Source organism: Stenotrophomonas maltophilia group sp. RY12688 (genome assembly GCF_052149045.1).
Taxonomy (GTDB): domain Bacteria; phylum Pseudomonadota; class Gammaproteobacteria; order Xanthomonadales; family Xanthomonadaceae; genus Stenotrophomonas; species Stenotrophomonas sepilia.
The window spans coordinates 81476-105328 of the sequence record NZ_CP197389.1 but is presented as its reverse complement, the minus strand read 5'-3'; the positions used below and the strand labels follow the sequence as shown (position 1 = coordinate 105328).

Here is a 23853-nt window from a genome sequence, read left to right as displayed (position 1 = left end):
CTACAATTCGCGCCTTTCCCGTCGCGTGCCTGCACGCGGCCGGTGCCAGCCGATCCTGACCGGGCCAGCCATGACCAGTACCGCGCAACTCACGTCGCCCTCCTCCACCGACCTGATCGACCGTGACTACACGCTCGACCACAAGTACACCCGCAACGAGGGGCGGATCTATCTGAGTGGCGTGCAGGCGCTGGTGAAGCTGCCGCTGATGCAGCGGCTGCGCGACGCACACGAAGGCATCGACAGCGCCGGCTTCGTCAGCGGCTACCGCGGCAGCCCGCTGGGCGGCTTCGACCTGGAGCTGTGGCGCGCACGCAAACACCTCGACGCGGCCAAGGTGAAGTTCACCCCCGGCCTGAACGAGGACCTGGGCGCCACCATGGTGTGGGGCACCCAGCAGACCAACCTGTTCCCCGGCGCCAACGTGCAGGGCGTGTTCGGCATGTGGTACGGCAAGGGCCCGGGCGTGGACCGCTGCGGCGACGTGTTCAAGCACGCCAATGCCGCCGGCACCTCGCGCTACGGCGGGGTGCTGGCACTGGCCGCCGATGACCATGCCTGCCGCAGTTCAACCCTGCCGCATGGCAGCGAGGACGAGTTCGTCAGCGCGATGATGCCGGTACTGAATCCGGCCGGTGTGCAGGACATCCTCGACATGGGCCTGCTGGGCTGGGCGATGAGCCGCTATACCGGGCGCTGGGTCGGCTTCAAGACGATCGCCGAGACAGTCGAATCGTCGGCCTCGGTCGAGGTCGACCCGATGGCGCGCCGCATCGTGCTGCCGGAAGACTTCGAGATGCCTTCGGGCGGTCTCAACATCCGCTGGCCGGACCCGCCGCTGGACCAGGAAATGCGCCTGCACCGCTATGCGGTGAAGGCCGCACAGGCGTTCGCCCGCGCCAACGGCATCGACAAGGTGGTGATGGACGCGCCGCGCGCGCGGCTGGGCATCGTCACCACCGGCAAGAGCTACCTGGACGTGCTGCAGGCGCTGGAATACCTGGGCCTGGACGAAGCCGCCTGCGCCGACATCGGCATCCGCGTGTACAAGGTCGGCATGACCTGGCCGCTGGAGCCGCAGGGCATCGCGCGCTTCGCGCAGGGCCTGGAAGACATCATCGTGGTGGAGGAAAAGCGTGCCTTCATCGAGCGTCAGATGAAGGAACAGTTCTTCAACTGGCCGGCCAGCTGGGGCCAGCGCCCGTCCATCGTCGGCAAGTATGACGAGACTGGCGAATGGATCCTGCCGTCCACCGGCGAGCTGACCCCGGCCACCATCGCCGGCGTGATCGGCCGCCGCATCCAGAAGTTCTTCAACAACGCATCGATCGAGCAGCGGCTGCAGTGGATGCAGGAGAAGGAAGCCGAGCTTGCGTTGCCGCGCGCCAGCTTCCCGCGCGTACCGCATTACTGCTCGGGCTGCCCGCACAACACCTCCACCAACGTGCCGGAAGGCTCGCGTGCGCTGGCCGGCATTGGTTGCCATTACATGGTGACCTGGATGGACCGCAGCACCGACACCTTCACCCACATGGGCGGCGAAGGCGTGACCTGGGCCGGGCAGGCGCCGTTCACCGATACCCCGCACGTGTTCCAGAACCTCGGCGACGGCACCTACTTCCACAGCGGCTCGCTGGCGATCCGCCAGGCGGTCGCCGCCGGCGTCAACATCACCTACAAGATCCTCTACAACGATGCGGTGGCGATGACCGGCGGCCAGCCGGTGGACGGTCCGCTGAGCGTGCCGGACATTGCAAAGCAGATGCGCGCCGAAGGCATCCACACCATCGTGGTGCTGTCGGACAACATCGGCAAGTGGACCGGCCAGCGCGAGCACTTCCCCAGCGACGTCGAGTTCCATGACCGCAGCGAACTGGACGAAGTGCAGAAGCGCCTGCGCGAAGTAAAGGGTGTGTCGATCCTGATCTACGAACAGACCTGCGCCACCGAGAAGCGTCGCCGCCGCAAGCGAGGCAAGCTGGAAGACCCGCAGAAGCGGGTGATGATCAACTCGCTGGTCTGCGAAGGCTGCGGTGACTGCGGGAAGAAGAGCTTCTGCGTGTCGGTGCTGCCGAAGGAAACCGAGTTCGGGCGCAAGCGCGAGATCGACCAGTCCAACTGCAACAAGGACTATTCCTGCGTGAACGGCTTCTGCCCCAGCTTCGTCACCGTGCACGGTGGCCAGCCGCGCAAAGGCAGCAAGCGCGACGCCTCCACGCTGCTGGACAACCTGCCGGCGCCGACCCTCCGCGGCAGCCTGGAACAGCCCTGGAACATCCTGATCACCGGCGTCGGCGGTACCGGCGTGGTGACCATCGGTGCGCTGCTGGGCATGGCCGGCCACCTGGAAGGCAAGGGTGCAACCGTGCTCGACCAGACCGGCCTGGCGCAGAAGGGCGGCGCGGTGACCACGCATATCCGCATTGCCCGTCGCCCTGAAGACATCCATGCCGTGCGTATCGCCGCTGGCGAGGCCGACCTGGTGCTGGGCTGCGACATGGTGGTGGTCAATGACTACTGGGCACTGTCGAAGGTGCGTGCCGGCCGTTCGCAGGTGGTGCTGAACACCTACGAAGCGATGCCGGGCACCTTCACCACCCGCCCGGACATGCAGTTCCCCGCCGCCGACATCATCGCCGGCGTGCGCGTGGCACTGGGCGGCCAGGAGCCGCTGCTGCTCGATGCCACCCAGCTGGCCACCGCGCTGCTGGGCGATGCCATTGCCGCCAACCTGTTCATCCTCGGCTACGCCTGGCAGCAGGGCCTGGTGCCGCTGTCGTTCGATTCACTGATGCGCGCCATCGAGCTCAATGGCGCCGCCGTGGCGATGAACCAGCAGGCCTTCGCCTGGGGCCGCCTGGCCGTGGTCGATCCGCAGGCCGTGCAGCAGGCGGCCGGCCTGGTGCGCAACCGCCATACCGATACCGAATCCACCCCGGGCCCGCTGCATCCGCTGCCGCCAGGCGAGTGGGAGGGCAATGAATGGGGTGCCACTGCGGCACCGCGCAACACCGGCGACGAACGCGAACTGCGTGGCCTGCCCTCGCACGGTGGCGACGTGGCGTTCCTGCCGCTGGACGACGCCCGCCTGTCGCGCTCGCTGGATGAAATGATCGAGCGCCGCGCCGCGTTCCTGGTCGAGTACCAGGATGCCGCCTACGCCAAGCGCTACCGTGACCTGGTAGCGCGCGTACGCGCCACCGAAGCCGACCGCATCGGCGGTTCCACTGCGCTGACCGAGACCGTGGCGCGCTACCTGTTCAAGCTGATGGCCTACAAGGACGAGTACGAAGTGGCGCGCCTGTACACCAGCGGTGACTTCCAGCGCCGCCTGCAGCAGCAGTTCGAGGGCGACTACCAGCTGCGCTTCCATCTGGCACCGCCGCTGTTCGCGAAGAAGGACGAGCAGGGACGGCTGTTGAAGAAGGAATACGGCCCGTGGATGTTCAAGGTCTTCGGTCTGTTGGCGAAGCTGAAGTTCCTGCGTGGCGGCCGCTTCGATGTGTTCGGACGCACCGAGGAGCGCCGCATGGAGCGCAAGCTGATTGCTGATTACGAGGCGACGGTGCAGATGCTGCTGGACGGGCTGGAGGATGACCGTCTGTCGCTGGCGGTGGAGATTGCCAGCATTCCCGAGCACATCCGCGGCTTCGGCCATGTCAAGGAAGCGCATTTCGAGCAGGCCAAGGCGCGCGAAGCGGCCCTGCTGGCGCAGTGGCGCAATCCGAAGGCGCTGCATATCGTGCAGGTGGCCTGAAGGTGGTGCCGGCCGCTGGCCGGCATCTTCCTGGCAATCGGTTGCCGGCCAACGGCCGGCACTGCCGGTGGTTCACCCCAACCGCCACAGCAATAGCCGGTTATTGGCCGGCATCGCCACGTCACCCAACCGGGTAAACCCGTTGTCCGCCGCCAGCGCCTGCACCGCTTCGCTGTCACGGATACCGCTGCGCGGGTCGCGCGCCTTCAGCCAGGCATCGAACTGCGCATTGCTGTCACTGGTATAGCGGCCGCCATAGTTGAACGGACCGTAGATCGCCAGCAGCGCACCGTGACGCAACAGTGGCGGCAGCGCGCCGAACAGCACCTGCACGTACTCCCAGCCCATGATGTGCAGCGTGTTGGCGCTGAATGCGGCGTCGAACGTGCTGCTTTCTGGAAGGTCCAGGCCCGTTGCCGGTGGCAGCTCCACCTGCAGCGCCACCGGCGGCAGCAGGTTCAGCAGCGCGGCCTCCGCACGCCAGGCTTCGATGCCGGGCAGATGGTCCGGATGGTCGCTGGGCTGCCAGCGCAGCCATGGCCAGCGCTCGGCGAAGAAGGCTGCGTGCTGGCCGGTACCACTGCCGATCTCCAGCACCCGATGGCGGTCGCCCATCCACGGGTCGAGTGCGGTGGCGATGGGTTCGCGGTTGCGCTCGCAGGCTTCTGAATACGGCTTGCTCGACATCAGGACGGTGTCCAGGCGGGGTCGGCCCCATTGTGCACGAGGGGGTGTCTGCAGGGCTTGCAGCCCTGCACCCGCCGGAGCCAGAGCCAGAGCCAGAGCAACGTCAAAAGCTGGCATTCCGTGGGATGGCAGGGTTGGTCCGGTTGCGGGGGACGCCGTAAACCCGTCCTTGGGGGCTTGGCCGCGGCATCCATGCCGCAGCCAAGCCCGCAGCCGGACCCACCCCGCCTTCGACAGTTTCCAGCGATCTGTTGGAACGGCTCTTGGGGTCAGATCCGTTTTCCGCAGGAAAACGGATCTGACCCCGGATTCATTTCGATATCTGACAGAAAAATCGTGTCGACCAAGGTCGACACCTACCAACAGCCGCAGGAATCTGTCAGAGCTGGGGCGGTGTCGGATTGCGGGGTGTCTGATCTGGCCCCCTGAAAACGGACGCCATGAAGCCGTTTCAGGCGGCAGCCCGGAGCTGCCGGGCGTAGTTGTTAGGCGAGTGGTAGCCCAGCGCCGAGTGTAGCCGGGCTGGATTGTAGAAGCCGTGGATGTAAGCAGCGATGCACTGGCTGGCTTGTTCCCTACTGGCGTAAGGCTCGGCAGCCTCTTCTGTCTTGAGCGTCGCAAAGAAGCTCTCGGCCACCGCGTTGTCCCAGCAATTGCCAGGCCGGCTCATGCTTTGGACCACGTCATGGGACTGCAGCAGCTGGCGAAACTCGTTCCCCCAGTACTGCCCACCACGATCTGAATGGAAGATCAGGCCGGGTCGTTGTGGATGCAGAGCCCAGGCATTGGCAAATGCTTTCACCACCAGCTCTTCAGTCAGACGCTTGGAAACGCTGTAGCCCAGCACCTGCCGGGTCTGGACGCTGATGACCACGGCCAGATGCAGCCATCCCTGGCGGGTGGGGACATACGTGATATCCCCGACCCACGCCGTCGGTCCGGTTCCGGGGGCAAATTGCCGATCCAGCAGGTTGGGGGCGAGCTGAGATGAGCCGCCGGAGGACTTGGGTCGGAATCGGCCTTTGGTCTTGCCCTGGATTCGCTCCTCGGCCATTAACCGTGCCACGCGCTTGTGGCCGACTGGATGATTCCTGGCTCGTAAGGCCCTGACCAGCCGACGTCGCCCATAACTGCGCTTGCTGGTCACATGAATGGCCCGAAGCTCGGTACGCAGGGCCGAATCGGCATCGCACGCTTGGGCACATTGCCGACGCAGGTAATCATGGAATCCAGAGACAGAAACCCCAAGAACCCGACACAACAACCTGGTCGGGTAGTGAGTCCTTTGACTGGCGACGAAGGCGTACCTCACTTGGACTCTCTGGCAAAGAACGCCGCCGCTTTTTTTAGGATTTCCCGCTCCATCTTCAGATTGGCGTTCTCGGCCCGAAGGCGGCTGATCTCGCTTTCCAGGTCGGTGGTTGGCCTGCGAGCCTCAGAGGTCAGAGACCGGCCAGCACGGACCGCGTCAAGCCAATTTGCCAGCGTCTTGACCGACATCTCCAGCTGACGGGCTGCTGCGGCAGGCCCGAGCGACTCGGCCAACTCCACGGCTTGGTGCTTGAACTCATCGGTATAGCTACGACGGGTGATACGGGACATAAGGGACCTCCAAGTGCGATCAAAGTATCGCTTCTTGGCGTCCGCTGACGGGGGGCCAGATCAGTCAGCCGCATGGATGCGGCTGCCAAGCCTCCATGGACGGATTCACGGCGTCCCCGCAATCCGACACCGCCCCGCCCACCCACGGAATGCCGCTCTGGCTTTGGCTCTGGCTCTGGCTCTGGCTCTGGCTTTGGCCGTTGCCGTTGCATTGAGCAGGTGCAGGGCTGCAAGCCCTGCCGAAACCCTCCCCAACCATGACTGCAGTCACTTGCCCGGTTGCGCCGCGCTGGCGAAAGTCGAGGAGTGGACGTGATCGGTCCGGCGCGTTGCCGACCGCAAGCGAGAGAGAGAAACGCTGTGCAACGACGTGAGTTCCTGGCTTTTTCCGGCCTGGGCCTGGCCGGCCTGCTGCTGCCGCATTCCCGTGCCATCGCCGCCGAGCAGCTGCTGGCGCCGGTCGATACCGCCCAGCGCCGGCGCTTGGCCGAGGTCGCGCTGGCCACCGCACGCACGGCCAAGGCCAGCTACTGCGATGTGCGCATCGGCCGCTACCTCAACCAGTCGGTCATCACCCGCGAGCACCAGGTCGGCAATGTGACCAACCGAGAATCGTCCGGCGTGGGCGTGCGGGTGATCGTCAACGGTGCCTGGGGCTTTGCTGCAACCCATCAGCAGACCGAGGCCGCCGTGCGCGCGGCAGTCGAGCAGGCGGCGGCAATCGCCCGCGCCAACGCCAGCATCCAGACCCGGCCGGTGCAACTGGCGCCGACGCCGTCGGTCGGCGAGGTGCGCTGGCAGACCCCGATCCGCAGGAACGCAATGGCGGTGCCGATCCAGGACAAGGTCGAACTGCTGCTGGCGCTCAACGCCGCCGCGCTGAATGCGGGTGCCGACTACATCAATTCCACCCTGTTCCTGGTCAACGAACAGAAGTACTTCGCCTCCAGCGATGGCTCGTTCATCGACCAGGACATCCACCGCATCTGGCTGCCGTTCACCGCCACCGCCATCGACAAGGCCAGCGGCAAGTTCCGCACCCGCGCCGGTCTGTCCTCGCCGATGGGCATGGGCTATGAGTTCCTTGATGGCGATGCGCGCGGCAAGGTGCATCTGCCGGGTGGCATCACCGCCTACCGCGATTCCTACGACCCGGTCGAGGACGCCATCGCCGCTGCCCGCCACGCCCGCGAGAAGCTGAAGGCGCCGTCGGTAAAGCCCGGCAAGTACGACCTGGTGCTGGACCCATCCAACCTGTTCCTGACCATCCACGAGAACGTCGGCCACCCGCTGGAGCTGGACCGCGTGCTCGGCTACGAAGCCAACTACGCCGGAACCAGCTTCGCCACGCTGGACAAGCGAGATGCCGGTTTCCGCTGGGGCAGCGACATCGTCACCTTCTTCGCCGACAAGACCCAGCCGGGCAGCCTCGGTGCGGTCGGCTACGACGACGAGGGCGTCAAGACCCAGCGCTGGGACCTGGTGCGCGACGGCATCCTGGTCGACTACCAGGCCACCCGCGATGAAGCCCACATCCTCGGCCGCGATGCATCGCATGGCTGCAGCTATGCCGATTCCTGGTCCAGCGTGCAGTTCCAGCGCATGGCCAATGTCTCGCTGGCGCCGGGCAAGCAACCGCTCAGCGTCGCGGACATGATCAAGGACGTGGAGAACGGCATCTACATCCACGGCCGCGGTTCGTATTCGATCGACCAGCAGCGCTACAACGCGCAGTTCGGCGGCCAGCTGTACTACCAGATCAAGGACGGAAAGATCGCCGGCATGGTAGAGGATGCGGCCTACCAGATCCGCACGCCGGAATTCTGGAATGCCTGCACGGCCATCTGCGATGAACGCGACTTCCGCCTGGGCGGTTCGTTCTTCGACGGCAAGGGCCAGCCTGGCCAGGTCTCGGCGGTCTCGCACGGTTCGTCCACCACCCGCTTCAACGGCATCAACATCATCAACACCGCGCGCAGTCTCGGCGCTTGAGCCACCCATCCTTCGATATGGAGAGCAGCCTTGCAAAGACGTGACTTCCTGGCCCTGACCGGGCTTACCGCGGGCGGGCTGATCGTGCCCTCCTTCTTCGGCAAGGTGATCGCCGCCGAGCAGCTGCAGAGCACGCTGGACCTGGGGCTGAAGAAGCGCCTGGCCGATGCGGCGCTGGCTGCCGCCCGCCAGGCCGGTGCCACCTACTGCGACGTGCGCATCGGCCGCTACCTGCGGCAGTTCGTGATCACCCGCGAAGACAAAGTGCAGAACGTGGTGAACACCGAGTCCACCGGCGTGGGCATCCGCGTGATCGTCAATGGTGCGTGGGGCTTTGCCGCCACCAATGCGCTGGGCACCGCCGACGTGGCCAAGGCGGCGCAGCAGGCGGCCGCGATCGCCAAGGCCAATGCCGGCGTGCAGACCGCACCGGTGCAGCTGGCCAAGGCACCGGGCGTGGGTGAGGTGAGCTGGCGCACGCCGATCCACAAGAATGCGATGGAGGTGCCGATCAAGGACAAGGTCGGCCTGCTGCTGGACGTCAACGCCGCCGCAATGGGCGCCGGTGCCAGCTTCGTCAACTCGATGCTGTTCCTGGTCAACGAGCAGAAGTACTTCGCCTCCACCGATGGCTCCTACATCGACCAGGACGTGCACCGCATCTGGGCGCCGATGACGGTCACCGCCATCGACAAGAGCAGCGGCAAGTTCCGCACCCGATCGGGCCTGTCCTCGCCGATGGGCCTGGGCTACGAATACCTGGACGGCGCCGCCGCGGGCAAGGTGGTCAGCCCGAATGGCGTGGTCAACTACAGTTCTTCCTACGACATGAAGGAAGACGCCATCGCCGCCGCCCGGCAGGCGCAGGAAAAGCTGAAAGCACCGTCGGTGAAGCCGGGCAAGTACGACCTGGTGCTCGACCCGTCGCACACCTGGCTGACCATCCACGAGTCGATTGGGCACCCGCTGGAACTGGACCGCGTGCTCGGCTACGAAGCCAACTACGCCGGCACCAGCTTCGCCACCCTGGACAAGCGCGAACAGCGTTTCCAGTATGGCAGCGAGCTGGTCAACATCTTCGCCGACAAGACCCAGCCAGGCAGCCTCGGCGCAGTGGCATACGACGACGAAGGCGTGAAGTGCAAGCGCTGGGACCTGATCAGCAACGGCAAGCTGGTGGACTACCAGACCATCCGCGACCAGGCCCACATCCTCGGCAAGACCGAGTCCGACGGCTGCTGCTATGCCGACTCGTGGTCCAGCGTGCAGTTCCAGCGCATGGCCAACGTGTCGATGGCACCGGGCAAGAAGCCGCTGAGCGTGCCGGACCTGATCAAGGACGTGGAGAACGGCATCTACATCATCGGTGACGGTTCGTTCTCGATCGACCAGCAGCGCTACAACGCGCAGTTCGGCGGCCAGCTGTTCTACGAGATCAAGAACGGCCAGATCACCCGCATGCTGGAAGACGTGGCCTACCAGATCCGCACGCCGGAATTCTGGAACGCCTGTACCGCCGTGGCCGACGAGCGCGACTACCGCCTGGGCGGTTCGTTCTTCGACGGCAAGGGCCAGCCGGGACAGGTCTCGGCGGTCTCGCACGGCTCGTCCACCGCGCGCTTCAACGGCATCAACGTCATCAACACCGCACGCAGCCTCGGCTGACCGGTCAGGAGCCCTTACACATGAGTATCTTCACCGAAGCCCAGGCCAAGGCCATCCTCGACAAGGTCATCGCCCTGTCCAAGGCCGACGAGTGCACCGCCGTGCTGGCCGGTGCAATCAGCGGCAACATCCGTTTCGCGCTGAACAATGTCTCCACCAGCGGCATCGTCGACAACACCGAACTGGCGGTCACCGTCGCCTTCGGCAAGCGCGTCGGCACTGCCTCGATCAACGAGTTCGACGACGCCGCGCTGGAACGCGTGGTACGCCGTGCCGAAGACCTGGCCCGCCTGGCCCCGGAGAACCCGGAGTTCATGCCGGCCATCGGCAAGCAGAGCTACCGCGCCAGCCCGACCTTCAGCGAATCCACCGCCGCGATCGATCCGGCCTTCCGTGCCAAGGTTGCTGCCGATTCGATCGCCCCGTGCCGCGGCCACGGCCTGGTCGCCGCCGGCTTCCTGGAGGACGGCCAGGGCTTCCAGGCCACCGCCAACAGCAACGGCAACTTCGCTTACCAGCGCACCACCAACTTCGATTACACCTGCACTGTGCGCACCGAAGATGGCCGCGGTTCGGGCTGGGTCGGCCGCAACCTGAAGGACGCGGCGGACTTCAAGGCTGACCAGGACATCCGCATCGCCATGCGCAAGGCCACCGAATCGGCCGAAGCCAAGGCACTGGAACCGGGCAAGTACACGGTCATCCTGGAGCCGGCCGCAGCGGCAGGCCTGATCAGCTTCATGATGAATTTCTTCAGTGCACGCTCGGCCGATGAAGGCCGCAGCTTCCTGTCGAAGAAGGGCGGCGGCAACAAGCTGGGCGAGCAGGTCTACGATCCGCGCGTGACCATGATCGCCGACCCGTGGCATCCGGATGCACCGGTGCTGCCGTGGGACAACGAAGGGCTGCCGCGCGAACGCATGGCCATCATCGAGAACGGCAGGATCGCCAATCTGGACTACTCGCGCTTCTGGGCGCAGAAGCAGGGCAAGACCGCCAAGGCCTCGCCGGGCAACCTGCTGATGAGCGGTGGCGACAAGAGCACCGCCGAGCTGGTGCGCGGCACCCAGAAGGGCATCCTGGTCACGCGTACCTGGTACATCCGCATGGTCGATCCGCAGACCGTGCTGCTGACCGGCCTGACCCGCGACGGCACCTTCTACATCGAGAACGGCCAGATCAAGTACCCGGTTAAGAACTTCCGCTTCAACGAGTCGCCGGTGATCATGCTCAACAACATCGAAGAGCTGGGCAAGCCGGTGCGGGTGGCCGGTGATGAATCCAGCTACGTGATGATGATCCCGCCGATGAAGCTGCGCGATTTCACCTTCACCTCGCTGTCCGACGCGGTCTGATGGATCGCCGGGCCTGCCTGCGCTGGTTGGCCGCTGCCGCTTCGGCGGCGGCGCTGCCGGCCTGGGCACAGGCAGGCCCGCGCAGTTCGCGCTATGACTTCTGGTTCACCCGCCTGCAGTACGACTCCGGTGACTGGGACGTGGACGCGCGCATGCCATCCAACCTGATCACCTCGCTGATCGACTACACATCGCTGCGCGTGGACCCGCAGGAACACGTGGTGGCCCTGGCCGACCCGCGCATGCTGGAAGCGCCGTTCTGCTACCTGGCCGGGCACACGCTGGTGGAGTTCAACGCCGCCGAACGGCAGAACTTCGTGCGCTACGTGCGAAATGGCGGCTTCGTCTTCGTCGATGACTGCAACCATGACATCGACGGGCTGTTCGCCACCTCGTTCGAGGCACAGATGGGCCGCCTGTTCGGTCCGAAGGCATTGCAGAAACTGCCCAACAGCCACGCGCTGTACCGCAGTTTCTTCCGCTTCCCGGACGGTCCGCCCGCCACCAGCTTCGAACTTAACGGCTGGGGCGACGACCTGGTGCACGACTATCTGAAGGGCATCGAGGTCGATGGTCGGCTGGGCCTGCTCTACAGCAACAAGGACTATGGCTGCGAGTGGGACTACGACTGGCGCAACAAGCGCTTCCTGGCCGAAGACAACACCCGCTTTGGCGTCAACATCGTGATGTACGCGTTGAACAATTGACAGGACCTGCACGCCCATGAATTCCTCCGACCTCGATTCCCTGCTGCCGCGCCTGGATGAACTGCGCGCCGCGCTCGCACGCGCGGTGGTGGGCCAGCACACCGTGGTCGAGCAGCTGCTGATCGGCCTGCTGGCCGGCGGCCACTGCCTGCTGGAAGGTGCGCCCGGGCTCGGCAAGACCCTGCTGGTACGCTCGCTCGGCCAGGCATTGGAACTGCAGTTCCGGCGCGTGCAGTTCACCCCCGACCTGATGCCCAGTGACATCCTCGGCACCGAGCTGCTGGAGGAAGACCATGGCACCGGCCATCGCCATTTCCGCTTCCAGCAGGGCCCGATCTTCACCCACCTGCTGCTGGCCGACGAACTCAACCGCACCCCGCCCAAGACCCAGGCCGCACTGCTGGAGGCAATGCAGGAACGCACCGTCAGCTACGCCGGAACCACCTACGCGCTTCCCGCTCCGTTCTTCGTGCTGGCCACGCAGAACCCGATCGAGCAGGCCGGCACGTACCCGCTGCCAGAGGCACAGCTGGACCGCTTCCTGCTGCACGTGCTGGTGGATTACCCCAGCGAAGACGAGGAGCGGCGGATCCTGGAACAGACCACCGGCGGTACCACCGACGCGGTGCCGAAAGTGATGGATGCCGAGGCGGTGATCGCCCTGCAGGGGGCTGTGCGGCAGGTGCATGTCAGCCCCGACGTGCTGGCCTGGATCACCCGCCTGGTGCGCGCCAGCCGCCCAGGCGAAGGCGCCCCGGCGGCGATCAACCAATGGGTGAAGTGGGGCGCCGGTCCGCGCGCCGGCCAGTCGCTGGTGCTCGCGGCAAAAGCGCGCGCACTGCTGCAGGGCCGCTTCGCCGCCACCCGCGAGGACGTGCAGGCGCTGGCCGCACCGGTGATGCGCCATCGCCTGCTTCTGTCGTTCGCCGCCGAGGCCGAGCAGAAGCGTGCCGACGACGTGGTCGCCGCCCTGCTGCAGGCCGTGCCGTTCCCGGGTTGAGCCACGCGTGAACGCCGGTACCCCGCTGACCTTGCCTCCGGAACTGCGTGCGCGCCTGCGCCTGCTGCGGCTGCGGCCGCGCCTGGCCAGCGGCGCCAGTGGCATCGGCCAGCACGCCAGCCGCAGCCGCGGTGCCGGCCTCGAATTCGCCCAGTACCGGGCCTACGAACCGGGCGACGAGCTGCGCCAGATCGACTGGAAGCTGTACGCGCGTTCGGACCGCTTCTTCGTGCGCGAATCCGAACGCGAAAGCCCGATCACGGTCTGGCTGCTGCTCGATGCCACCGCCTCGGCCGGCCAGGCCGATCGCGCGGCACCGCAGCGCACGCGCCTGGATCACATGCGCGGCGTGGCCGCCTGCGTGGTGGAACTGGCGCTGCAGCAGGGCGACCGTTTCGGCCTGCTGGCGATCAATGGCGATGGACTGCAGTTGGTGCCCGCAGCGAACGGCGTACGCCAGCGTGACCGCGTGCATCTGCAACTGCATGCCCTGCATGCGCGCGGCACCTGGCCCGTGGCCGATCGCCTGCGCCCGCTGTGGGAGCGTGTGCGCCCGGGCGACCTGCTGCTGGCGATGGGTGATGGCTTCGACGCGGCCTGCATCGTGCTGCTGGAGCAACTGGCCAGCGCACGCCGTGAAGTGGCACTGCTGCAGATCCTCACCGCCGACGAGCGCGACTTCCCGTTCGACGCCGGCCATCGCTTCTGCGATCCGGAAACGGGCGAGGAACTGCTGGGCGATGGCGCGGCGATCCGCGCCGATTACCTGCAGCGCTTCGCCGACGCACGCAACGCATTGCAGTCGCGCCTGCAGGCCAGCGGCATCGCCAGTGCCACCGGCTGGCTCGACCAGCCGCTGGATCATCCACTGCAGGTGCTGTTCGGTCGTGGGGGCGGTGCATGACCCTGCTGTTCCCGTTGGGCCTGGCCGCGCTCGCTGCGTGGTTGCTGCCGCTGCTGATCCATCTGGCCCGGCGCCATCCGTACACGCCGCTGGATTTCGCCGCGCTGCGCTGGCTGCGTGCACAGATCCGCCCGCGCCAGCGCATCCGTTTCGATGACTGGCCGTTGCTGCTGGTGCGCCTGTTGCTGCTGGCTGCATTGGCCATGCTGCTGGCGCGCCCTGCGTTGGTCGGCCCTGCCCCGGTCCCCACTGCCTGGACGGTAGTGGCTCCCGGACTGGACGCGACCGCACTGCGCGGCACCGCCGAAGAGGGCAACTGGCACTGGCTGGCACCCGGCTTCCCCAGCATCGATCAGGCACCGCCGGCATCCAGCACATCGCTGCCCAGCCTGTTGCGTGAGCTGGATGCACAGCTGCCCGCCGGCACCGCGTTGACCGTGCACGTTCCCGATCCCCTGCCCGGTCTGGATGGCGCCCGCGTGCAGCTGTCGCGCGAAGTGCAGTGGCGGCCGCAACCGATACCGGCCACTCCGCAACCGAGTGCCGCGACGATGCCGCGTCTACGCGTGCACAGCGATGCGCCGGCCGCCGCCCAGCACTGGGTGAACGCACTGCAGCGCGCGTGGGGCATGCAGGCGCCGCTCGCTCCTCTGTCGGCCGATGCCCTGCCCGAACGCGGCGAGATCGGCGTATGGAGCCGCAGCGATGCACTGCCGGCGAGCTGGCAGGCATGGCTGCGCCACGGCGGTCGTGCAGTGAGCGCCGGCAAGCCTGCTGGCGACGCCGGCATCCTGCTGCGCAACGCCGACGGCTCACCAGTGCTGTGGCAACAGCGCATCGGCCACGGCGTCCTGTTGTCACTGCCGGGCGACTGGGATGCCTCAGGCAACGCTGCGCTGCGCGACCCGCGGTTGCCGCGTGCCCTGCTGCTGGCGCTGCAACCGCCAGCGTCACCGCGCCTCGGCGATGCACAGGACCAGGCACCACGCCGGGCCGCACTGCCCGCCATAGCGCCCCCAGCGCGTGAGCCAACCACGTGGTTGCTGCTGGCCATCGTGCTGCTGTTCGCGCTGGAGCGCTGGATGGCCAGCAGTCGCCGGCGCAGGGGGGCCGCATGAACACCCTGCAGTACGCCTGGCAACGCGCACGCCGTCGCCGTGCACTCGTTACCCTGCTGCTGGGCCTGCCGTGGGCGCTGGCCGCGACGACGCTGGCGCTGCGCCTGGCGGGCTTCGATATCGCCTGCGTGGTCGGCACGGTCAGCGTGCTCGCCTGCGCAGCGCTCGCCACGGCACGTGCCCGCCAGCTGGACCCACAGTGGGTGCAGCGTCAGCTCGATGCCGGCGGTGCCAGCGAGGACAGTGCCGACCTGCTGTTCGCCGATATGGCAACGCTCAATCCGCTGCAGCAGCGCCAGCGCGCGCATGTGCTGGCCACGCTGGAGCGCGCGACACCGGACCTGCGTCCGCGCTGGCCGCGCAGGGCGTTGGCCCTGAGCTGGGTCGCAGGCCTGGCGATCACTGCGCTGGCATTCGGCTGGCCACGTTCCGGCCCCGGCTCCGCACCGGCGCGCACATCGGCGCCTGTCAGCATGGCTGCCGCCGGCCCGCTGCACCTTCAGTCCACCCGCCTGCGGATCGACGCGCCGGCCTATACCGGCCAAGCCACGCGCACCCAGAACGCGTTGGATGCCAAGGTCGCCGCGGACAGCCGGCTGTCGTGGTCGTTGCGCTTCGATCGCGCGCCGGACAAGGCATGGCTTCAGTTCCACGACGGCCGCCGGCTGCCGCTGAGCGAGCAGGATGGGCAGTGGCTGGCGCAGGATGTGGCGCGCGTGCCTGTGCTGTACCGCGTGGTGAGCGAACCTGCACTGGCCCAAACCCACCTGCATCGCCTGGATGTGGTCGCTGATCGTGCGCCCAGCGTGCGCGTGCTGGAGCCCGCCGCGACCCTGGTGCTGGGCACGCCCGGGCAACGCCAGTGGTCGTTGCGCTTCGAAGCCAGCGATGACTACGCCGTGGCCACGCAGGCAACGCTGTCGATCACCATTACCCAGGGCAGCGGCGAGAACATCACCTTCGTTCGCCGCAGTGTCGGCCTCACCGGCAGCGGCGAAGCGACTGCACGGCGTTTCGCGTACACCCTCGACCTGGCTGCGCTGGGCGCGCAGCCCGGCAGCGATGTCATCGCCCAGCTGGAAGTACGCGACAACCACGCGCCAACACCGCAGGCTGGGCGCAGCAGCAGCGTGATCCTGCGCCTGCCCAGCGCCGAGGTTGCACTCGGTGCCGAACTGGAAGGCCGCATCAAGAAGACGCTGCCGGCCTACTTCCGCAGCCAGCGGCAGATCATCATCGATGCCGAAGCGCTGATCCGGCAGCGACGCAGCCTCACTGCCGAGGACTTCGTGAAGCGCAGCGATGCGATCGGTGTCGACCAGCGCATCCTGCGCCTGCGCTACGGCCAGTTCCTGGGTGAGGAAAGCGAAGGCGCACCGAAGCCGCCGCCGACCAGCGACCTGCCCACCAGCGATGCGCCAGCTGCAGGCAGCCACGACACCGAGCACGAGCACGACCATGGCACCGAGGCCGGGGCACACGATGAGCATGGCCACGATCACGGCGGCAAGGCGTCCAATGCCGATTCGCCACCGGTGTTCGGCAGCGCCACCGATGTGCTCTCCGAATACGGCCACACCCATGACCATGCCGAGGCCGCGACCCTGCTCGACCCGCAGACCCGGGCCACGCTGAAGGCCGCGCTGGACCAGATGTGGTCGGCCGAAGGCGAGCTGCGCCAGGGCCGGCCAGAGCAGGCGTTGCCGTTTGCCTACAAGGCGCTGGGTTTCATCAAGCAGGTGCAGCAGGCCGAACGCATCTATCTGGCGCGGGTCGGGCCAGAGCTACCACCGATCGATGAAGGCCGTCGCCTCGGCGGTGATCGCGCCGGACTGGCCAGTCGTGAACTGCCGTTGGCCGCCCGAACCCCGCCCGACCGGGCCATCGTTGAAGCCTGGCAGCGCCTCGGTGATGACACCAGCGTGCCCGACCTCAATGCACTCGCTGCCTGGCAGCAGCACAATGCCGCCTACCTGCCCGATGCACTGGATCTGGCCGCCGCCATCGAGCAGCTGCGCATCGAGCCCGGTTGCCACGACTGCCGCCTGCGCCTGCGCGCACAGCTGTGGCGGGCACTGCAACGTCCACTGCCACAGGCGATGCGGCGCAGTGCGGCCGATGCGATGGGCCAGCGCTACCTCGATGCGCTGGAGGCGCAGCCATGACCCCCTCCAGCCCGAACCTGTGGATTGCGCTGGCACTTGCTGTGGTCGTGGTCATCGCCAGCGTGCGCCAGTTGCGTGGAAGCACAGCGCACCGAGGTCGCCGCTGGATCGGCATTGCGCTGCAGATCGCCGCTGCCATGCTGCTGTATGTCTGCCTCGTACCCCTCAATCGCCAGCAGCCCGCAGGCGGGTTGGTCGTGCTGGGAATCGATGCCGACCGGGCTGGCGCACTCCCGGCCAGCGAAGGCCCACTGTTGCTGTTGCCCGAAGCTGCCGATGTGCCCGGCGCACAGCGCGTACCCGACCTGGCCACCGCGCTGCGCCAGCATCCAGCCTCCACGCTGACGCTGGTCGGTGCGGGCCTGGCCGCGCGTGACCGCGACGCAGTACTGCCACGCGACGTACGTTGGCAGCCGACAGCACCGCCGCGCGGCTGGGTCGCCTTGCAGCCACCGGCCGACGCCGCGCCCGGCGCACGCTTCGAGGTACAGGCACAGGCGCGTGGCGTTGCCAGGGCAAAGGCGGAACTGCTCGACCCGGCCGGCAGCGTGGTCGATCGCGCGAATGTTGCCGAAGACGGCCACGTTCAGTTGAGTGGCATCACCCGCGCCGAAGGCCGCAGCGTATTCCAGCTGCGCCTGCTCGATGCCGACGGCCATGTGGTGGACAGCGCACCGGTGCCGCAGCAGACCCTGCCGGCGGCGCCGTTGCGCCTGCAGGTGCGTGCCAGCGCGCCGGGCCCCGAACTGAAGTACCTGCGCCGCTGGGCAGCCGATGCCGGCATCCGCGTGCAGGTGCAGGCCGATACCGGGGCCGGCCTGAGCGTTGGCGACGGGGCCTTGCCGCTGGACGCGGCGTCGCTGGCGCGCAGCGATCTGCTGCTGCTGGACGAGCGCAGCCTGGCGGCATTGAATGCCGCCCAGCTGGCCGCTGTGCGGCAGGCGCTGCGCGAAGGACTGGGCGTGCTGGTACGCAGTGCGGGCGCCCCTTCGGCCAGCGCGCGCCAACGCCTGCACGATCTGGGCCTGCCGCTGCGGGGTGATGGCAGCAGCCAGGTCCTCGAACTTCCCGGCGACGGCGAGAGCGCGGTCCTCGCCGCACGACGTGGCCCGCTCGCCGCGGGTACGCTGCCGACCGGCTACGGCGAAGAGGCAGACCGCAGTTCGCACGACGCCGCGCTGCCCACACTGGAAGCACTGGCGCTGCAGGTACCTGGCAGCAACGCGCTGCTGCACGATCGCATTGGCAAGGCTGTCGGTGGCTGGCGCGCTACCGGCAAAGGCCGCATCGGCCTGCTGCCCATCACCGACAGCTGGCGCTGGGTACTTGCCGGCCGCGATGACCGCCACGGCGAACTGTGGAGCGGCGTGGTTGCCACGCTGGCGCGGGCGCAGGGCAGCGCTGAGGCGTTGTGGTCGCCACAGCCGATCAGCTGGGCGGGCGAACGGCAGGCGCTATGCGGCGTGCAGGCGCCGCTGCTGGCCTTCAACGCACGCGGCGAAGGCACGCCGCTGATCGTCGATGGCGCGACGTCAGACCTGCGCTGCGCGGGCTGGTGGCCGCGCGAGGCGGGCTGGCAGCGCCTGCAGCACGGCGACGCTACCCTCTGGCGCTATGCATTCGACCCGAAGGACGCGCCCGCGCTGCATCAGCAGGCAATGATCGATGCAACCACGCAGGCGCTGGCGGGCAGCTCCCCGGCAACCGCGTCGCTGATGCAACCCGTGCCGGGATCGCGCTGGCCGTGGTGGCTGGCGTTCGTGCTGTGCGCATCGCTGCTGTGGTGGCTGGAGCGACGGCGCTGATCCTGGGGTCAGAACCCTTTCGCCAGCGAAAGGGTTCTGACCCCACCGATCGGATCGCGAACGGCATCCACGCATGGCGTGGATCTACCAGCCCCACCCTCATGCGTCCTTCAACGCGTTCCCGCGCGCCGATACACGCCATTGAAGCGCACGTTCATGCCACCGCATTCGCTGTTGTCGGCCACGATCAGCACCTCACCCAGCGAGTGCACACGCACCCGGCACGTATCCTCGGCGAACTCGACATCGGCACCCTGCGGTGTGGCACGCGCTTCCACCTGGCCCAGGTTCGGCCCATACGGGCGCTGTTCCGGCGTGGGGTTGGCGGAGGGCCAGTAGGCGTCGCCATCCACGTGCAGTTGCCCCCCCTGCACGGTGATGCGCAGGCCGTTGTCGCCATCTTTCCAGTGGCCCGTCCAGTCCTGCAGCGTGGGCACGGCCACCGGCAACGGCTGCAGCTTGCTGCGGTCGACCCAGCCGGCGCTGCCGCCCACCTTGTTGGGGAAGAACGCGCAGCGGTAGCGGCCCAGGTCGCGACCGGTCACCACCGTATCGCCGCTGACCACATAGCTGCGCTGGCGGCAGGCCGGTTCGCCCTTGGCGGGGCAGCCCTCCATGTCGCCGAGCAGGTACAGGCGCGGTGCATCGACCACCCGCGCCAGCGCGAACCGGCTCTGTTGGGAGGGGAACGCGCCATTGCGGCAGGCGCCGCCATCGGCGATATCGGACGCGAACGCGGAGGCCGGCAGCAACGCGGCCAGCAGGCAGAATGAACGCAGGGACATGACAGCATTACCGGTGGGGGAGCCCGCAGGATATACCGGCCTACTTCACTGGCGCTGTGTCGCCGGCATCCTGCTCCTGTGAGAACCGCAGCGCGCGCTGCTGCTGTTCGGCACTGAGCTCTGGCGGTGGCCGCGCCACGGCCGCCTGGATCTGGTCGGGACCCCCGGTGAGTTTGTTGATGCCTTTGGCTGCCGCCAGCACACCCTTGACCACGCCCATCATGATGTAGCCACCGCCCATGCTGACCTGCTCCGGCGATGGCGGTTCGCTCCAGTCGCGGCTGAAACGGTTATCGCCGAACTTCACCGGGTTCTTGAAGCGGTACAGGTCCAGCGGCTCGTCATCGGGCTTGAGCGCACGCACTTCGCCGAGGGTGGTGACGTTGTCCTGCGGCAAGGTGGTGGAGATCGGTGCGGTGGGGGCAGGCGGCGCATCTTCAGGGGGAACGGGTGCAGGATCGGGCACCGCCACCGGCGCAGCCTGTTGCGCCTGTACGATGCCGGTCAGCAGCATGCCGGCCAGGAGTGCTCCCTGCGTTCCACGTCGTGCCACAGCCATCCACCCTTTGGTTGCGTCCAGCGCCCAAGCATACGGATGCCGGCTTCAGATTTCGTTGCTGCACTGGCCGCTGTTCAGCCAAGGGAGATGCGGCCACACCACGGGACGCGAGCACTGAACGGTTCACGTCTCCGTGTGTGGTGTCTCACATCCTGAGACATGGATGTGGTGCCATGTGACCCCTCGCAATCCGTCCCCGCTTCCTCTTCCATGGCCTACGAACTCGCCAAGCGCACCGCCGATGCCGAGCAGAAGCTCGCCACCCGCGATGGCCTGCCCGCCCGCGACGGCGCTCTGCTCAGCGCGCGCCTGCAGCGCCGCTACCAGGACCGCATCACCGGCAGCTTCGCCATTCCCGGCCGTGAAGGCCGCTACGCGCCCATTCCCGACTCGGTACCACCGGCGCTGGCCGCTGCACTGAAGGCACGTGGCATCGAGCAGCTCTACAGCCACCAGGCCGAAGCCTGGGAGGCCAGCCAGCGCGGCGAGCACGTAGCCATCGTCACCCCCACCGCCAGCGGCAAGTCGCTGTGCTACACCCTGCCGGTGGTCAGCGCGGCCATGCAGGACAAGGCCAAGGCGCTGTACCTGTTCCCGACCAAAGCACTGGCCCAGGACCAGGTGGCCGAGCTGCTGGAACTCAATCGTGCCGGCGATCTCGGCGTCAAGGCCTTCACCTTCGACGGCGACACCCCCGGCGATGCGCGCCAGGCGATCCGCCTGCATGGCGACATCGTGGTGTCCAACCCGGACATGCTGCACCAGGCCATCCTGCCGCATCACACCAAGTGGGCACAGTTCTTCGAGAACCTGCGCTACATCGTCATCGACGAGGTGCACACCTATCGCGGCGTGTTCGGCAGCCACGTCACCAACGTGCTGCGCCGGCTCAAGCGCATCTGCGCGTTCTATGGCGTGCAACCGCAGTTCATCCTGTGCTCGGCCACCATCGGCAACCCGCAGGCACATGCCGAGGCGTTGATCGAGGCACCGGTCACCGCCGTCACCGAATCCGGCGCGCCCACCGGGCCGAAGCAGGTGCTGCTGTGGAACCCGCCGGTGATCAACCCCGACCTGGGCCTGCGTGCCTCGGCGCGCTCGCAGAGCAACCGCATCGCCCGCATCGCGATCAAGTCCGGGCTGAAGACCCTGGTGTTCGCGCAGACCCGGTTGATGGTCGAGGTGCTGACCAAGTACCTGAAGGACATCTTCGACCACGACCCGCGCAAGCCGCCCCGCATCCGCGCCTACCGCGGCGGTTATCTGCCCACCGAACGCCGCGAGACCGAGCGTGCGATGCGTGCCGGCAACATCGACGGCATCGTCAGCACCTCGGCGCTGGAACTGGGCGTGGATATCGGCAGCCTGGACGTGGTCATCCTCAATGGCTACCCCGGCAGCGTGGCCGCCACCTGGCAGCGTTTCGGTCGTGCCGGTCGCCGCCAGCAACCCGCACTCGGCGTGATGGTGGCCAGTTCGCAGCCGCTGGACCAGTACGTGGTGCGGCACCCGGACTTCTTCGCCGAAGCCTCGCCCGAACATGCGCGCATTGCGCCAGACCAGCCGCTGATCCTGTTCGACCATATCCGCTGCGCGGCCTTTGAACTGCCGTTCCGGGTCGGCGATGGCTTCGGCCCGATCGATCCGGAGGTATTCCTGGAAGCGCTGGCCGAAACCGAAGTCATCCACCGCGAAGGCGAGCGCTGGGAATGGATCGCCGACAGCTATCCGGCCAACGCGGTCAGCCTGCGTGCGGTGGCCGACGGCAACTTCGTGGTGGTCGACCGCAGCGATGGCCGCCAGCAGATCATCGCCGAGGTCGATTACTCCGCCGCCGCGCTCACCCTGTACGAGGGCGCCATCCACATGGTGCAGTCCACGCCGTACCAGGTGGAGACGCTGGACTGGGAGGGGCGCAAGGCCTACGTCACCCGCACCCACGTGGACTACTACACCGACAGCATCGACTTCACCAAGCTCAAGGTGCTTGACCGTTTCGATGGCGGCGTGGCCGGCCGGGGCGATTCGCACCATGGCGAAGTGCACGTGGTGCGGCGCGTGGCCGGCTACAAGAAGATCCGCTACTACACCCACGAGAACATCGGCTACGGCCCGGTGAACCTGCCCGACCAGGAACTGCACACCACCGCAGTGTGGTGGCAGCTGCCGCAGGCACTGCTGCTGCGCGCGTTCGCCAGCAGGCAGGATGCGCTCGATGGCTTCCTCGGTGCGGCGTATGCGCTGCACATCGTCGCCACCGTGGCGGTGATGGCCGATGCGCGCGACCTGCAGAAGTCGGTGGGCAACGGCAATGGTTCCTGGTTCGCGATCGCCGACCAGAGCGGCCGCGGCCAGCTGCGCGGCAGCGAGGGCGATCCCGGTGGGGTGGAGCTGCTGCAGGAGTTCGTGCCCACCGTGTACCTGTACGACAACTTCCCCGGCGGCGTCGGCCTCAGCGAACCGCTGTGGCAGCGCCAGGCCGAACTGGTGCAGCGCGCGCGCGAACTGGTGCAACGCTGCGACTGCAAGGCCGGCTGCCCGGCCTGCGTCGGCCCGGTGCTGGCTGCACAGGAAGAGGATGAAACCTCGCCACGTGCGCTGGCATTGCGCGTGCTCGACCTGTTCGACGCCGAGGCCTGCCGGCACGTACCCGACGTGGTGGTGACCACGCGCGATCCGATGGAGCTGCTGGCACCGTGAGCCTGAGCCTGGACAAGCTGCGCCTGCTGCGCAGGCAGGCCGGCGACCCGAAGGCGAGCACACCGGCCGTGCCGGACGTGCCCCCTGCGCCACCGGCACCCATGGCCGCCAACGATGCGCGGCAACCACCGGCCGAGCGTTCGGTGTTCGCCTGGGTCGAGCAGGAGATCCGCCACAAGCCGACCGGCGCTGCGGCATCTGCCACGGCGCAGCCCGCACTGCGTCGGCCCGAAGTGGGCAGCCTGCATCGCCTGCTCGGCCTGCGCACGCGCGGCGGCGCCGCTCCTGCTCGCGCCAGCGCACAGGACCGTCAGTTGCCAGGTGAGGAGATCGCACCGGGCCTGTTCCTGATCGAATCGCTGCAGCCGCAGGCGATCCCGGCACAACCGCTGTCGCTTGATTTCGCCCGTCGCGACGGCGAGCACGTGGCTGCGCGTGACCTGCTGTTCTTCGATACCGAAACCACCGGCCTGGCCGGCGGCACCGGCACCCGCGCCTTCATGATCGGCGCTGCGGACTGGCATGTGTGCCCGCGGCGTGGCGAAGGCCTGCGCATCCGCCAGCTGCTGATGGCCACCATGGCCGCCGAGGACGCGATGCTGGCCACCTTCGCCGGCTGGCTGCAACCGTCCACCGTGTTCTGCAGCTACAACGGCCGCAGCTATGACGCACCGCTGCTGAAAGCGCGTTACCGGCTTGCCCGGCGACGCGACCCGATCAGCGCGCTGGACCATGTCGACCTGCTCTACCCCACCCGCCGCCGCTATCGCGGCACGTGGGAGAACTGCAAGCTGTCCACCATCGAACGCCAGCTGCTGCGCGTGGTGCGCGAGGACGATCTGCCGGGCTCGGAGGCACCCGGTGCGTGGTTGCGCTTCCTGCGAGGCGGCGACGCGGTGAACCTGCGCCGGGTGGCCGACCACAATCACCAGGACGTGGTGACCCTGGCCCTGCTGCTGCAGCGGCTGGTGCGCGAGGAACAGCGCGAGCGCGAGACACTGGCGCTGGTCGGGCAGTAATGACACGGGGCCGCGTTGACATGCCCTGACGGT

At 67.5% G+C, this 23853-nt stretch carries 17 protein-coding genes; 12 read left to right on the top strand and 5 right to left on the bottom strand.

Annotation, left to right across the window (positions count from 1 at the left end; translation table 11 throughout):
• The first annotated feature begins 70 nt into the window (after nucleotides 1-70).
• Entirely contained in the window at nucleotides 71-3757 is a 3687-nt protein-coding gene (locus ACS0OT_RS00430) for an indolepyruvate ferredoxin oxidoreductase family protein (protein ID WP_442255983.1), read from the top strand.
• A gap of 72 nt (nucleotides 3758-3829) precedes the next feature.
• Here ACS0OT_RS00430 and ACS0OT_RS00425 read toward each other — a convergent pair whose 3' ends face one another.
• From ACS0OT_RS00425 to ACS0OT_RS00415, 3 genes are all read right to left on the bottom strand, one after another.
• Nucleotides 3830-4444 carry a DUF938 domain-containing protein gene (locus tag ACS0OT_RS00425; protein WP_005420993.1) on the bottom strand — a complete coding sequence of 205 codons (615 nt, stop codon included), beginning with the start codon at nucleotides 4442-4444 and terminating at the stop codon, nucleotides 3830-3832.
• Between the two features lie 451 nt (nucleotides 4445-4895).
• The gene (locus tag ACS0OT_RS00420; RefSeq protein ID WP_065185370.1) at nucleotides 4896-5756 is read right to left on the bottom strand and encodes an IS3 family transposase; all 861 of its coding nucleotides are present in this window, start codon (nucleotides 5754-5756) and stop codon (nucleotides 4896-4898) included.
• A complete protein-coding gene (locus ACS0OT_RS00415; RefSeq protein ID WP_032954795.1) occupies nucleotides 5753-6046 on the bottom strand; it encodes a transposase in 294 nt (97 codons plus the stop codon). Before ACS0OT_RS00415 ends, ACS0OT_RS00420 begins: the two co-directional genes overlap by 4 nt.
• 360 nt (nucleotides 6047-6406) lie before the next feature.
• Here ACS0OT_RS00415 and ACS0OT_RS00410 point away from each other — a divergent pair, with 360 nt between their 5' ends.
• The 9 genes from ACS0OT_RS00410 to ACS0OT_RS00370 are packed head-to-tail and all read left to right on the top strand — an operon-like array spanning nucleotide 6407 to nucleotide 18757.
• Nucleotides 6407-8038, top strand: a complete 1632-nt coding sequence (locus ACS0OT_RS00410; RefSeq protein WP_164093493.1) for a TldD/PmbA family protein — start codon at nucleotides 6407-6409, stop codon at nucleotides 8036-8038.
• Between the two features lie 30 nt (nucleotides 8039-8068).
• Complete coding sequence (locus ACS0OT_RS00405; RefSeq protein WP_262220139.1) at nucleotides 8069-9703, top strand: TldD/PmbA family protein; 1635 nt, start codon at nucleotides 8069-8071, stop codon at nucleotides 9701-9703.
• A gap of 20 nt (nucleotides 9704-9723) precedes the next feature.
• The gene (locus tag ACS0OT_RS00400; RefSeq protein WP_065178690.1) at nucleotides 9724-11058 is read left to right on the top strand and encodes a TldD/PmbA family protein; all 1335 of its coding nucleotides are present in this window, start codon (nucleotides 9724-9726) and stop codon (nucleotides 11056-11058) included.
• On the top strand, nucleotides 11058-11765 hold the full coding sequence (locus ACS0OT_RS00395) for a DUF4159 domain-containing protein (RefSeq protein WP_005421001.1): 708 nt from the start codon (nucleotides 11058-11060) through the stop codon (nucleotides 11763-11765). Before ACS0OT_RS00400 ends, ACS0OT_RS00395 begins: the two co-directional genes overlap by 1 nt.
• A 16-nt stretch (nucleotides 11766-11781) precedes the next feature.
• Complete coding sequence (locus tag ACS0OT_RS00390; protein ID WP_442255981.1) at nucleotides 11782-12765, top strand: AAA family ATPase; 984 nt, start codon at nucleotides 11782-11784, stop codon at nucleotides 12763-12765.
• A 7-nt stretch (nucleotides 12766-12772) separates the two neighbouring features.
• The gene (locus ACS0OT_RS00385; RefSeq protein ID WP_139726573.1) at nucleotides 12773-13669 is read left to right on the top strand and encodes a DUF58 domain-containing protein; all 897 of its coding nucleotides are present in this window, start codon (nucleotides 12773-12775) and stop codon (nucleotides 13667-13669) included.
• Nucleotides 13666-14787 carry a BatA domain-containing protein gene (locus ACS0OT_RS00380; protein WP_164093490.1) on the top strand — a complete coding sequence of 374 codons (1122 nt, stop codon included), beginning with the start codon at nucleotides 13666-13668 and terminating at the stop codon, nucleotides 14785-14787. The genes ACS0OT_RS00385 and ACS0OT_RS00380 overlap by 4 nt, the downstream gene beginning before the upstream one ends.
• On the top strand, nucleotides 14784-16952 hold the full coding sequence (locus ACS0OT_RS00375) for a hypothetical protein (protein ID WP_164230198.1): 2169 nt from the start codon (nucleotides 14784-14786) through the stop codon (nucleotides 16950-16952). Before ACS0OT_RS00380 ends, ACS0OT_RS00375 begins: the two co-directional genes overlap by 4 nt.
• Complete coding sequence (locus ACS0OT_RS00370; protein ID WP_262220137.1) at nucleotides 16949-18757, top strand: hypothetical protein; 1809 nt, start codon at nucleotides 16949-16951, stop codon at nucleotides 18755-18757. The genes ACS0OT_RS00375 and ACS0OT_RS00370 overlap by 4 nt, the downstream gene beginning before the upstream one ends.
• A gap of 110 nt (nucleotides 18758-18867) precedes the next feature.
• On the opposite strand, the gene ACS0OT_RS00365 is transcribed toward ACS0OT_RS00370, so the two are convergent.
• Together ACS0OT_RS00365 and ACS0OT_RS00360 are read right to left on the bottom strand one after the other, a co-directional pair.
• Nucleotides 18868-19542 carry a hypothetical protein gene (locus ACS0OT_RS00365; protein ID WP_065178684.1) on the bottom strand — a complete coding sequence of 225 codons (675 nt, stop codon included), beginning with the start codon at nucleotides 19540-19542 and terminating at the stop codon, nucleotides 18868-18870.
• Nucleotides 19543-19582: 40 nt separating this feature from the next.
• The gene (locus ACS0OT_RS00360; RefSeq protein ID WP_061479909.1) at nucleotides 19583-20101 is read right to left on the bottom strand and encodes a hypothetical protein; all 519 of its coding nucleotides are present in this window, start codon (nucleotides 20099-20101) and stop codon (nucleotides 19583-19585) included.
• A 210-nt stretch (nucleotides 20102-20311) separates the two neighbouring features.
• On the opposite strand from ACS0OT_RS00360, the gene ACS0OT_RS00355 reads away from it, so the two are divergent.
• Nucleotides 20312-22801: a DEAD/DEAH box helicase gene (locus tag ACS0OT_RS00355; RefSeq protein WP_442255979.1), complete on the top strand. Its 2490-nt coding sequence runs from the start codon at nucleotides 20312-20314 to the stop codon at nucleotides 22799-22801.
• Nucleotides 22798-23820 carry a ribonuclease H-like domain-containing protein gene (locus ACS0OT_RS00350; RefSeq protein ID WP_088496777.1) on the top strand — a complete coding sequence of 341 codons (1023 nt, stop codon included), beginning with the start codon at nucleotides 22798-22800 and terminating at the stop codon, nucleotides 23818-23820. The genes ACS0OT_RS00355 and ACS0OT_RS00350 overlap by 4 nt, the downstream gene beginning before the upstream one ends.
• Nucleotides 23821-23853: the final 33 nt, after the last annotated feature.